Source organism: Ferdinandcohnia sp. GQ5, from assembly GCF_059759275.1.
Genome location: NZ_JCAXEW010000010.1, coordinates 21,804 through 34,384, shown reverse-complemented (window position 1 = coordinate 34,384; position 12,581 = coordinate 21,804). Strand labels below are relative to the sequence as shown.

10 protein-coding genes are annotated in these 12,581 nt (G+C 36.9%); 1 reads left to right on the top strand and 9 read right to left on the bottom strand.

What is annotated here, in order from left to right; genetic code table 11:
• Window positions 1-2 precede the first annotated feature (2 nt).
• Together AC6CHV_RS13425 and hemA are read right to left on the bottom strand one after the other, a co-directional pair.
• A complete protein-coding gene (locus AC6CHV_RS13425) occupies window positions 3-836 on the bottom strand; it encodes a cytochrome C assembly family protein (protein ID WP_341330717.1) in 834 nt (277 codons plus the stop codon).
• A 16-nt stretch (window positions 837-852) separates the two neighbouring features.
• Entirely contained in the window at window positions 853-2,202 is a 1,350-nt protein-coding gene (gene hemA / locus AC6CHV_RS13420; RefSeq protein ID WP_341330716.1) for a glutamyl-tRNA reductase, read from the bottom strand.
• Window positions 2,203-2,454: 252 nt separating this feature from the next.
• Between hemA and AC6CHV_RS13415 the strand changes: the two genes are divergently transcribed.
• Window positions 2,455-2,940, top strand: a complete 486-nt coding sequence (locus AC6CHV_RS13415) for a LiaI-LiaF-like domain-containing protein (protein WP_341330715.1) — start codon at window positions 2,455-2,457, stop codon at window positions 2,938-2,940.
• Between the two features lie 103 nt (window positions 2,941-3,043).
• Here AC6CHV_RS13415 and AC6CHV_RS13410 read toward each other — a convergent pair whose 3' ends face one another.
• From AC6CHV_RS13410 to clpX, 7 genes are all read right to left on the bottom strand, one after another.
• Window positions 3,044-3,766, bottom strand: a complete 723-nt coding sequence (locus AC6CHV_RS13410) for an amino acid ABC transporter ATP-binding protein (protein ID WP_341333514.1) — start codon at window positions 3,764-3,766, stop codon at window positions 3,044-3,046.
• 31 nt (window positions 3,767-3,797) lie between these two features.
• Window positions 3,798-4,460, bottom strand: a complete 663-nt coding sequence (locus AC6CHV_RS13405) for an amino acid ABC transporter permease (protein WP_341330714.1) — start codon at window positions 4,458-4,460, stop codon at window positions 3,798-3,800.
• Window positions 4,461-4,542: 82 nt separating this feature from the next.
• Complete coding sequence (locus tag AC6CHV_RS13400) at window positions 4,543-5,292, bottom strand: transporter substrate-binding domain-containing protein (protein WP_341333513.1); 750 nt, start codon at window positions 5,290-5,292, stop codon at window positions 4,543-4,545.
• A gap of 242 nt (window positions 5,293-5,534) precedes the next feature.
• Window positions 5,535-6,131 carry a ribosome biogenesis GTP-binding protein YihA/YsxC gene (yihA, locus tag AC6CHV_RS13395; RefSeq protein ID WP_341330713.1) on the bottom strand — a complete coding sequence of 199 codons (597 nt, stop codon included), beginning with the start codon at window positions 6,129-6,131 and terminating at the stop codon, window positions 5,535-5,537.
• Window positions 6,128-8,452 carry an endopeptidase La gene (gene lon / locus AC6CHV_RS13390; RefSeq protein ID WP_341330712.1) on the bottom strand — a complete coding sequence of 775 codons (2,325 nt, stop codon included), beginning with the start codon at window positions 8,450-8,452 and terminating at the stop codon, window positions 6,128-6,130. The genes yihA and lon overlap by 4 nt, the downstream gene beginning before the upstream one ends.
• Window positions 8,453-8,785: 333 nt before the next feature.
• Window positions 8,786-10,465, bottom strand: coding sequence for an ATP-dependent protease LonB (gene lonB, locus AC6CHV_RS13385; RefSeq protein WP_121447680.1), 1,680 nt, complete (start codon window positions 10,463-10,465; stop codon window positions 8,786-8,788).
• A gap of 491 nt (window positions 10,466-10,956) precedes the next feature.
• Complete coding sequence (clpX, locus tag AC6CHV_RS13380) at window positions 10,957-12,219, bottom strand: ATP-dependent protease ATP-binding subunit ClpX (protein WP_099352083.1); 1,263 nt, start codon at window positions 12,217-12,219, stop codon at window positions 10,957-10,959.
• Between the last annotated feature and the right edge of the window lie 362 nt (window positions 12,220-12,581).

Sequence of the window (12,581 nt, the reverse complement as noted above, 5' to 3'; positions counted from 1 at the left end):
GTCTATGTATACCAAAAATGAAAACTTGATAAGCTTCCAAATAAAAAGAAATTAACAAGCAAAAGTAAAAATGCTCCAATATTCCAATTAGCGATGGCCTTTCCTTGAAGCTTTTGGACCACCCTTTTATATAAATACCATGCATAGATAACTAGAACAAAAAACGATCCTACCACCTTTGCATCGTAAAAATTAAAATTATCAACCTTAATAAAGGCCCATAACAAACCTAAAATAAGTGATAGTAAAAGCATGGGCACTCCAATGAGATTCAATACATATGACATATGGTCTAGTTTTGATAAATCATCTAAACGAAGGAGTCGTTTTCCCCATTTTTTCTGTTTCAATAAGTTATATTGAATCAAATACAGAATCGAAAAAACAAAAGATAACGAAAATGCGCCATATGAAAGAATCGCCATCGAGATATGAATCATAAGTAATTCTGAGATTAACTGACTTTCCACTGCACTTGAACCGTGCTGACCTGGAGCAAATGTGTGCAATGCCATTATGAAAAAACCTAATAAATTTGTAAAAAATACAATGAAATCTACTCTCAAATATTTGTTTAAAATTAAAGAGAGGGTTATCAGCACCCATGCATAAAAATAAAGCCCCTCCACCATAGATAAAATCGGTAATCTACCTGTACTTAGCAGTCTCGTTAATAGAAAAATCGATTGAATTACCCATACAAATGCAAGTAACCAGAAGGCAAACTTATTCACCCTCCGGTTATTATGAAGAAAGTCTATAAAATAAAGTAGGACACTTAAGGCATAGAGAATTACTGTGAACTCATGTAATCTCATTACATTCATCTCTACCATATCGATTTTCTCCTCATTATGACTGTAGAGAAGGCTGCTGTCTATTTGCTACCTTGTTCAAATTACTCTTAGCCGTTTGCATCCCCTGCTCAGAAACAACTGCTTCCTCAATATCGAAGATTTTCATAAATAATGAAAGTGATTCCTCTGCATTTGGTTGTGCAGCAAGTTCCTTTGCTTGTAAAATAGGGTCTTTTAATAGCTGATTTATGATACTTTTCGTGTGCTTATTTAATACTTTTCTCTCACGTTCGGAAAGATTAGGCATCTTTCGTTCAATACTTTCCATTGTTTCAGCTTGAATGGTTAATGCCTTTTTGCGAAGAGCTGATATCACTGGAACTACGCCTAAGGTATTCAACCAGTTCTTAAATTCAACGATCTCTGATTCAATCATAAGCTCTATTTCTTCAGCCGCTACCTTACGTTCCTGAAGATTGGCTTCCACGATTCCTTCTAAATCGTCAATATCATATAAAAAGACACTTTCTAAATCTGCAAGTCCTGGATCTAAGTCCCTCGGTACAGCAATATCGACCATAAATAAAGGACGACCCTTTCTCATGCGTTCGACATCCTGCATAATCTCTTTTGTAACCACATATCCCTTAGCTCCAGTTGAACTAATCATGATATCAGCTTCAACTAGGGCACATTGAAGTTCCTCTATAGTCTTGGCTTCACCCTGGAATTTCTCAGCTAGGTTTTGTGCTTTTTCAAAAGTTCGATTCATTACCGTTACTTTACCTACGCCTGAACCGTGTAGGTTTTGAACAGCTAACTCACCCATTTTTCCGGCACCTAAGATGAGAACATTTTTATTTGTAAGGTCCCCAAAGATTTTTTTAGCAAGCTCAACAGCAGCATAACTTACTGAAACAGCGTTTGAGCCGATTTCAGTTTCTGAATGTGCGCGTTTAGCTAATGTAATAGACTGTTTAAATAAATGATTGAAAACAGTTCCTGATGTTCCTTTTTCCTGTGCTGATAAAAAGCTTGAACGTACTTGTCCAAGAATTTGTGTTTCACCAACAACCATAGAATTTAATCCACAAGTAACATGAAATAAGTGTTCAACTGCTCCCTCATCTTCAAAGATACTTAAATATGGAGTAAATTCCTCTTTCTCAATACCAAACCATTGTGAAAGAAAATCTTTAATATAGTAGCGTCCTGTATGCAATTGGTCGACTACAGCATATATTTCTGTCCGATTACAAGTTGAAACGATAATATTTTCAAGAATACTTTTTTTCCCTTTCAATTCCTTCATAGCTTGTGCAATGCTATCCGGATCAAAAGTTAATTTTTCACGTATTTCAACAGGGGCTGTTCTATAATTAAGTCCGACCATTAGTGTATGCATAATATCTCTCACCCCAACCTTTTAAATAATCATAATGGATCATTCGTCCAAAAAACTACTACTATTATACCATGTAATACGTTGCGGATTGTCGAAAAATGTGTGAACAGTTTTTGACAACCTATGCTAAGATAAATTTATAATAGATAATAATGATAAAGGCAGTTATATAAATGATTTAATCATCTTGACTTCAATCGTTACATTAACAAAAAAATAGGGTCAAATCAAGTTAATTGCACGGGGGATCATATGAAAAAAAATAATATCTTTTCTGGCATCATCCTTTTAGGGATTGGTTGCTATCTCTTACTACAACAACTGGGTATACCAGTATTTACTAACTTCTATTCTTGGCAAACACTCATCATCATTGTCGGGATTGCCTTTCTCGTTCAAGCTTATCTTGAAAACAATCCAGGCAGTGTTTTACCTGGAGTAATTCTGGTTGGATTTGGATTTCATTTTCACAGTCTCAACCAACTCAGCTTTTGGCCAAAACAGCCGGGTACCTTGCTTCTTATTGTTGGTCTTGGAATGCTATTTACATATTTTAAAACAAAAAATGGGCTATTCCCTAGTATTGTTCTATTATTTATTTCATTATTGTTTCTCAACTACAGCCGATTTATGGGATGGTTAAGCTTTTTTGAAGGTGGGTTTTCATTTATTTTGAACTATTGGCCCGTCCTTGTGATTGGAATCGGCTTTTATTTATTATTCATTAAGAAAAAGTAAATTATACCAAAATGCAATTTGCCCACGAAGAACTTGTCCCGTGGGTTATTTTTATAAAAAAAATAGCATCTCAAAGTTTGTCTTTGAGATACGTATCTTTCTGTTAAAGAATAGAGTTCAAAAAGTCCTTCGTTCGCTGTTCTTTCGGATTTTCAAATATGTCCCTAGGCTTTCCGACCTCCACAATTTTCCCATCATGCATATAGATAACTCGATCTGCAACCTCTCTAGCAAATCCCATTTCATGCGTAACTACAATCATGGTCATTCCTTCATTTGCTAATTGTTTCATTGTATTTAGAACCTCACCGACTAATTCTGGGTCAAGGGCTGATGTTGGTTCATCGAATAACATAATTTCGGGTTTCATTGCTAATGCCCGAGCAATGGCAACACGTTGCTTTTGTCCACCTGACAATTTTGACGGATACACATTCATTTTATCTGCCAATCCCACTTTTGCAAGAAGCTCCTTTGCCTGCTCAATGGCCTCTTGTTTCGGAAATCTTTTAACCTGAGTGGGCGCTTCAATCACATTCTGAAGAACCGTCATATGGGGAAATAGATTAAAATGTTGAAACACCATACCAACTCGTTGCCGTATTTCATTTAGGTTATGGCTATTAGACTCGATATTTTCATCATTAATTATGATTTCTCCACTTTCTTTTAATTCTAAGAAATTCAAACAACGTAACAAGGTGCTTTTGCCAGACCCACTTGCTCCAATTAAACAAACAACCTCACTTTCTTTCACAATCATGTTAATATCTTTTAACACGTGTAAATCCCCGAATGATTTATTTAAATCGACAACTTTTATCATATCCTTCTTTTGCAACTCACTTCACCTTCCCCTATTTATCGCTTGCCGCCAATTTTTTCTCGAGCATTCCAACTAAAATAGTAAAAATCAAGACAAGAATTAAATAATAAATCGCAACGATAAGTAAATATGTCATATAATCAAAATTGTTTGAGCCCAATGTTGTTGATACATTAAAGAGCTCGTTTAAACCAATAAATGCGGCTAGTGATGAGTCCTTTAATCCAATAATAAATTGATTTCCTAGGGGTGGTATTGCTCTACGAAACGCTTGAGGTAGGATAATTCTTCGCATCGTTAAAATCCTGCTCATTCCTAATGATTGTCCCGCTTCCATTTGGCCATTATCAATGGATTGAATGGCACCCCTAAAAATTTCAGCAATATATGCACCATTATGGAATGCCAATCCTAGTGTTACGGACCAAAACATTGATATATCTAAAGCTGATAAGCCAAAATAAAAGACAAAGATTTGAACGATCAACGGGGTTCCTCTTACCAAATAAATATACAAATCAGCAATCTTGACGAGGATGGTTTTCCCGGAGATTTTTAAGAATGCAAAAAACAAACCAATAAAAACCGCGATGAAAATAGCAACAATTGTTACTTGTAATGTAAGTAGCATCCCTTTTAAAAATACTGGATACGAATCAATCAACTGTTCTATGATATGACTAAATTCAGGCAATTACCTTCAACTCCTTTTTCCAAAGTACTTATTAGAAAAAGAAACGAATGCGAAAAAATCACATTCGTTTCTATGATGATACCTATTCTTCTGGATTCGTTGTGATATCTTCTTTAAAGTATTTTTCACTAATTTTCTTTAGGGTCCCGTCTTCCCTTAATGTATCTAGTGCTTCATTTATTTTCTTCAATAGTTCTTCATTGTCCTTCGCCACTGCTACGGCCTGCTCGCTTAAACCAAGAATATCTTTCCCCTCAATTTCTATACCGTTCCCGATAGCTTCTTTTCCCGTTAAGAAGTCAGTAATAACAGCATCATGCTTGCCGATTGCTAAAGCTTCCAATGCCGTAACATCACTGTCGTATTGAACGACATTGTCAGTTACTTCTTGAGCTGTTTTTGCATAAGTAGAACCTTTTGAAACAGCAATTTCCAACCCTTTCAGATCATCTAGGCTTGCTACTTCACTGTCAGGTCTTACGAATATCTGAGGTCCTGAATAGTAATATGGTGTTGAAAAATTAACATGCTCTGCACGTTCATCTGTAATCGTATGACTTGCAACTGCAGCATCAAAACGTCCTGTTTTCACACCCTCTACAATACTGTTAAATTTAAATCTTTTTTGATCTGGTTCTAAACCTAGCTCTTTTGCAATTGCTTCTGCTACTTCAATATCAAACCCAGTCATAACACCGTCTCCATCTGTAACACTAAAAGGATTGTATTCTCCAGATGATGCAAACGTAAATTTTCCGTCTTCAACTAATTTCATCCCTGTTTGAGATGACTTTTCACTTCCACAAGCACTCACAACACCAACCGTCAACATCAGAACTAAAAAAGAAATGAGTTTCGTTTTCAATTTTTGTTTCCCCCTTTTTCTACTTCTACTAAAAACGGCTACCAAAATCCGGCTAGTAAAGTGTACCTAACATTTCTTCTATCTTATTAGGCCAATCCCTTGCTTATAACCGAATCGGTAAAATCGCCTTAATATCTCCCCAATTCTCCATAATGTCCTTTGTTTCGCCAAGCTTGGTTAATCAATAAAAAACAGCTAAAGCATATGCTTTAACTGTTTTCATTGTTCATATATGATTGTAGGACGGTCCATGCCTGCTCTTTTCCTAATCCCGTTTCTGATGAGAACTTGATGATATGGTCATCAGGCTCAAGTTCTAATGTTTCACGAACGACCTTCAAGTGTTTATCCCATTTTCCTTTTGGAATTTTATCTGCCTTTGTTGCAATAACAACAACAGGGATTTCGTAATGTTTCGCAAAATCATACATTAACACATCATCATTGGATGGAGGGTGACGTAAATCAACAATCAAAACAACCGCTTTTAGCTGTTCACGTGTTGTTAAATACTTCTCAATCATTTTACCCCATGCCGCTCTTTCTGTTTTTGAAACCTTTGCATACCCATACCCTGGAACATCCACAAAATGCAATAATTCATTAATCAGGTAAAAGTTTAAAGTTTGCGTCTTTCCAGGCTTTGATGATGTACGTGCCAACGCTTTACGATTAATCATTTTATTAATAAACGAAGATTTTCCAACATTCGAGCGTCCGGCCAGCGCAAATTCAGGAAGATCTCCTTCTGGATATTGCTCTGGCTTTACAGCACTTATAACGATTTCTGCACTTGTAACTTTCATTTTTTCTCCTCTATTAACGCATGTTTTAATACTTCATCTAAATGTGAAACCGGAATAAATTCGACATCATTTCTTACACTATCAGGGATGTCCTCTAAATCCTTTTCGTTTTCCTTTGGAAATAAAATCTTCGTTAAACCGGCACGATGGGCACTTAATGATTTTTCTTTTAAACCACCTATCGGGAGAACACGGCCTCTTAAGGTAATTTCACCAGTCATCCCAACTTCCTTGCTGACAGCTTTACCAGTTAAAGCAGAAATTAGTGCGGTCGCGATTGTAATCCCAGCTGAAGGTCCGTCCTTTGGAACAGCACCTTCTGGAACATGAATATGGATATCATTTTTTTCATTAAAGTCAGGATCAATCTTTAATTCTTGTGCTTTAGATCGAATATAACTAAAAGCTGCTTGAGCAGACTCCTTCATGACATCCCCTAGCTTCCCAGTGAGGACAAGCTTTCCTTTACCAGGTGCTAGCGATACTTCGATTGAAAGAGTGTCTCCGCCAAAAGCAGTATACGCAAGTCCAGTAGCAACTCCAACCTGGTCTTCGATTTCTGCTTGGCCATAACGGAATATCGGTTTCCCTAAAAATTCAACTACATTTTTTTCGGTAATGACAACTCGTTTCTTTTCACCAGAAACGATTATCTTAGCCACCTTACGACAAATTTTCGCGATTTGACGCTCTAGACTACGGACTCCCGCTTCTCTTGTGTAATGACGAATAATATTCAATAGAGCATCTTCTCTTATTTGTAATTTACCTTTTGTCAAACCATGCTCTTCAAGTTGTTTTGGTAATAAATGATCTTTGGCGATATGGACTTTTTCAAGCTCAGTATACCCAGCGATTGTGATAATTTCCATTCGGTCACGTAGTGGTCCTGGAATGGTTGCCAAGTTATTAGCAGTAGCAATGAACATAACCTTCGATAAATCATAAGGCTCTTCAATAAAATGATCACTAAAGTTGAAGTTCTGTTCAGGATCCAATACTTCAAGCAAGGCTGCTGATGGGTCGCCTCTAAAATCGTTGGACATTTTATCTATTTCATCTAATAAAAAGACTGGATTAATTGTACCGGCCTTTTTCATTCCTTGGATAATACGCCCTGGCATTGCTCCTACATATGTTCTACGGTGCCCCCTGATTTCAGATTCATCACGAACACCACCTAGAGAAATCCGCACAAAATTTCTACCAAGTGATTTTGCCACTGATTTTGCTAACGATGTTTTACCAACTCCTGGAGGTCCAGCTAAACATAGAATTGGCCCTTTTAAAGAGTTTGTTAATTGTTGAACAGCTAAATATTCAAGTACTCTTTCCTTTACCTTATCAAGCCCAAAATGGTCTTTTTCAAGGATTTCCTCTGCATGGTGAATATCTAGTCGATCTTCCGTTGCATTTGTCCATGGCAATGACAAAAGCCATTCTATATAATTCCGTATTACAGCGCTCTCTGCCGAAGTTTGTGGGATTTTTTCGTAGCGGTCAAGTTCTTTCAAAGCGACTTGCTCGATATGGTCAGGCATTCCTGCTGCTTCAATTTTATCCTTTAGTGTAGTTACCTCACCTGTTTTTCCCTCTTTATCTCCTAATTCTTTTTGAATAGCTTTCATTTGTTCACGCAGATAGTATTCCTTCTGAGTTCTTTCCATGGAACGCTTTACACGTTGGCCAATTTTCTTTTCAAGACTTAAGACTTCTTTTTCATTATTGATGATAGTAATGACCTTATTCATTCTGGCTCGAACATCAATCGTTTCAAGAATTTCTTGTTTTTCTTTCAGTTTGAGAGGGATATGGGAGGCAATGATATCTGCCATTCGACCTGGTTCCTCAATATCAGTAACAGACGTATATGTTTCAGTCGATATCTTTTTAGAAAGCTTTATGTACTGTTCGAAATACTCAAGCATCATCCGCATGAGTGCTTCAGATTCTACATCCTTTGTTTCGTCTTCCTCAAATGTTCTTACTTTAACCGAATAATACGTATCTTTGTCAAATATTTCTTTAATTTCCGCGCGATAAAGTCCTTCAACCAATACACGTATTGTTCCATTTGGTAATTTAAGCATTTGTTTTACTTGCGTTAATGTTCCTATATTATAGATATCATCCTCTGTAGGATCGTCAATAGCCACATCTTTTTGGGTTGTTAAAAAAATGATATGGTCTTCTACCATTGCTTTTTCCAATGCTTGCACTGATTTTTCACGGCCAACATCTAAATGCAAAACCATAGTTGGATAGACAAGCAATCCGCGAAGTGGTAAAAGAGGAACAATGATTTCTTTTTTTCTTGTCATTGCATACACCTCAAAATTGAATATAGTTCTTAAAGTTGATGTTCAAAAAGTCCGGTGAAAATGACACATCGAATTTCTGCGTTGGCTTGCTTCTCCGTTAATCACGTATTAACTGCATACGCTCCGGTACTCAAAGCTGCGCCGCCTTGAAATTCTCGGTCCTTTTCATCCTCCTTTTTGAACATGTTCTTAAATGTAAATTTTATCTTATTTGATAGCTAGTGTCTATTTTGGAGGATTTTTCATTTTTATATTAAAGATGAAAAACATAAAAAGACTTCGACGTTCTTTTTATAGTATGTCGAAGTCTTTCTATTTTAAACTGTTTTACATTTAGACAGATTCTGTTTTTGAAAAGTTAGTTGAAGCCGGAATGATTGATTGCTTGGATTGCTTTTGCCGTTCAGGTGTTTCAATTGCAATCTCAAAGACTTCTTCCAAATTGGTAACTGGAATAATTTCAATTCCCTCAATTTCCTTTAAGATTGATTGCATATTTTCTTGAGGGATGATGACCTTTTTTGCTCCTGCTTGTTTTGCTGCTTTAATTTTCGGCACAACTCCACCAATTGGCTTTACATTCCCATGAATACTAATTTCGCCTGTCATGGCAACTTTATGATCGACTGGGAATTTATGAATGGCAGAATAGATACCGGTAGCCATTGCAATCCCTGCAGAAGGTCCATCAATTGGAATCCCCCCAGGGAAATTAACATGGATGTCATAATCATGTGCAGGAACGCCCATTGAACGAAGTACAGTAATGACATTTTCAATGGAGCCCTTCGCCATACTTTTTCTTCGAACAGACTTTCCACGGTCCCCAATACTTTCTTCTTCAACGATACCAGTTATATTGATCGTTCCTTTATCTTTAGCAGGGATAACGGTGACCTCGATTTCTAACAATGCTCCAGTGTTAGGTCCATATACAGCTAAGCCGTTAACAAGTCCCACCCTTGCACTTGGATATATCTTCTTATCATAACGAGGTGTTAACTGACTTGAATGAAGTACCCACTCTATATCTTCATCCTTAATAAAATCGCGATCCTCGGAAATTGCAATTCCAGCGGCGATTTGAACCATATTCACCACTTCACGTCCATTCCTTGCATATGAGGCAAGTGTAGCAATCCCTTTTTCAGTCGCCTGCATTTTGACTTTCTCAAGTGCTTTTCTTGTTACAATTGCTAATTCATCCTGATCTAAATCACGGAAAAATACCTCTAAGCAACGGGAACGAATCGCTGGTGGTATTTCATTAGGTGTGCGTGTTGTCGCGCCAATCATTCGAAAATCAGCTGGCAATCCATTCTTAAAAATATCATGAATATGTGTAGGAATTTGTGTGTTTTCCTCGCTATAATAAGCACTTTCAAGAAATACTTTGCGATCCTCTAATACCTTTAACATTTTATTCATTTGAATGGGATGCAGCTCTCCAATTTCATCGATGAATAAAACGCCTCCATGTGCATGTGTTACAGCCCCTGGTTTTGGTTGAGGAATACCTGCTTGCCCCATCGCACCTGCTCCTTGATAAATCGGATCATGAACAGAACCTATTAAGGGGTCCGCTATTCCACGTTCATCAAATCGTGCGGTTGTCGCGTCTAATTCTACAAAAACAGCTGATTGCTTAAAAGGAGACTTTGCATTGCGTTTTGCTTCCTCCATTACAAGACGTGCTGCCGCTGTTTTACCTACTCCGGGTGGTCCATAAATAATGACGTGCTGAGGATTTGGTCCACAAAGCGCTGCTTTTAATGATTTTATTCCATCCTCTTGTCCAACAATATCTGAAAAACTAGTTGGTCTTACTCGCTCAGCTAGAGGTTCTGTTAAGGAAATGGACCTCATTTTACGGAGTTGTTCCATTTCTTTTCTAGACTCTTTATCTATAGATACCTTTTGAGTTCGCTGGTTTTTAAGGAGATTCCAAAAGTAAAGTCCGATGATCACTCCAAAAAATAGCTGTACGAATAAAACAATACCTGTCCAACTCATATTATTCCTCCTGCTCGCAAAGATAGACTACTATCTGCTATTATCTCCTGAGTATAGGTGGAATAAACCAAATTTGACGGATTTTTGGCTAGTCATTTCGTTATATTTATTACGTAACTCTTAAAATAACGTACTGAATAAAATCAAATTAATACATATTATACAAATTTGTCCGGTTATTTAGGACTATTTTATAAAAGCTGACTATCTGTAAGATATGGAAGTATGGAAGGAGTGAAAATATGAAGAAAAGGTAGTTACTAGCCTTTCTTTCAGCATCTATTCTTATTTTCGGAGGATGCTCAGCAGAAAAAGAGAAGCAGTCAGCAAAAAAATCACAAGAAGAGAAAGTAAATAAAACGGAAAACGAAACAGATCCAAACAAAAGCACTTAAACAATCACTCAGGTTGATGAAAGGGATGCTAAAAATCTAAATATTAAAATGGAAATTACTCAATAAAAAAATCCCGAGTTGCCTCGGGATTTTTTCTTATGCGGAGATTTCTGTGTTTTCAACAACCGTTCCATCATCCAATAAAAGCTTTGGAGAGGTATTTTTTGATACAGTTTCCGCAGTAATGATGCATTTCTTAATATCGTCTCTTGAAGGAAGATCAAACATCACATCGAGCATAATTCCTTCGATAATGGAACGCAAACCACGGGCTCCTGTTTTACGTTCAATTGCCTTTTTTGCAATTTCCTTGAGAGCATCCTCTTCGAAATCCAATTCGACTTCATCTAGCTCAAGCATTTTTTGATATTGCTTAACTAAAGCATTTTTTGGTTTCGTTAGAATCTCTACCAACGCGTCCTCATCTAAAGGTTCAAGGCTCGCAATAACCGGAAGACGGCCAATAAATTCAGGAATTAAACCAAACTTTAATAAGTCTTCTGGTAATGATCTAGAAAGTAGTGATTTTTGGTCTAATTCTTCTTCCACAACGTTAGAACCAAATCCAATTACTTTTTTACCAAGACGGCGCTTGATGATTTGTTCAATTCCATCAAAAGCTCCACCACAAATAAATAGGATATTTGAAGTGTCAATTTGAATAAATTCTTGATGAGGGTGCTTCCTTCCACCTTGTGGAGGTACACTTGCCACTGTGCCTTCAAGAATTTTCAATAATGCTTGCTGTACACCTTCACCCGAAACGTCACGAGTAATTGATGGATTTTCGGATTTACGTGCAACCTTATCAATTTCATCGATATAAATGATTCCCTTTTCAGCTTTCTCCACATCATAATCAGCTGCTTGAATAAGTTTTAATAGAATATTCTCTACGTCTTCTCCAACATATCCAGCTTCTGTCAATGAAGTAGCATCCGCAATCGCAAATGGTACATTTAAAATACGAGCCAAAGTTTGCGCTAATAATGTTTTACCACTACCAGTTGGCCCAATCATACAGATATTACTTTTTGATAATTCAACATCATCAATTTTACTGTTTGAATTAATACGCTTATAGTGGTTATATACAGCGACAGCTAATGACTTTTTCGCTGCATCTTGACCTATCACATATTCATCTAGGATTTCTCTTATTTCTTTTGGTTTAGGTACATCTTTAAATTCAACTTCTTCCTCTGTACCTAGTTCCTCTTCAACGATTTCAGTACATAATTCAATACATTCATCGCATATATAAACGCCAGGACCTGCAACTAACTTTCGAACTTGATCTTGGGTTTTCCCGCAAAAAGAACACTTAAGTTGCCCTTTTTCATCATTAAATTTAAACATCATGTCACCCCTTATTTGTTTCTTTCTCTCTACACTAAGCCCCTACGGCTTCGATAAGCGTCGAATCTCATCGTCACCTCTAGTCGTCAGCATCCTCACGTACATTTAAATACGCACCGGTGCTTCCTCAATTGTTTCCTCGATCTTCTCGCTTCTCGTACACCTATTACATAGGCAATCTTGTTTGAACTTTGGCCATTACCGTCAGTTCCATTATCTAATTATGTAATGCACATTGTACCATATTTCTTCTTCAGAATGGTAATAATAACTCTCGCGCTCATTATGTAAGTTATGTGTGGTCTTAAAAAACAACTAGTGAAATATGTGCTGACTTCGCCCCTCCTTTTTCAGTGTTCCCT

Excerpts from the sequence above, each read along its gene's own strand:
- yihA (WP_341330713.1), bottom strand. The coding sequence starts at position 6,131 with ATGAAAGTTACAAGTGCAGAAATCGTTATAAGTGCTGTAAAGCCAGAG.
- AC6CHV_RS13425 (WP_341330717.1), bottom strand. The coding sequence starts at position 836 with ATGGTAGAGATGAATGTAATGAGATTACATGAGTTCACAGTAATTCTC.
- lonB (WP_121447680.1), bottom strand. The coding sequence starts at position 10,465 with ATGAGTTGGACAGGTATTGTTTTATTCGTACAGCTATTTTTTGGAGTG.
- AC6CHV_RS13400 (WP_341333513.1), bottom strand. The coding sequence starts at position 5,292 with ATGTTGACGGTTGGTGTTGTGAGTGCTTGTGGAAGTGAAAAGTCATCT.
- lon (WP_341330712.1), bottom strand. The coding sequence starts at position 8,452 with ATGACAAGAAAAAAAGAAATCATTGTTCCTCTTTTACCACTTCGCGGA.
- AC6CHV_RS13415 (WP_341330715.1), top strand. The coding sequence starts at position 2,455 with ATGAAAAAAAATAATATCTTTTCTGGCATCATCCTTTTAGGGATTGGT.
- clpX (WP_099352083.1), bottom strand. The coding sequence starts at position 12,219 with ATGTTTAAATTTAATGATGAAAAAGGGCAACTTAAGTGTTCTTTTTGC.
- hemA (WP_341330716.1), bottom strand. The coding sequence starts at position 2,202 with ATGCATACACTAATGGTCGGACTTAATTATAGAACAGCCCCTGTTGAA.
- AC6CHV_RS13410 (WP_341333514.1), bottom strand. The coding sequence starts at position 3,766 with ATGATAAAAGTTGTCGATTTAAATAAATCATTCGGGGATTTACACGTG.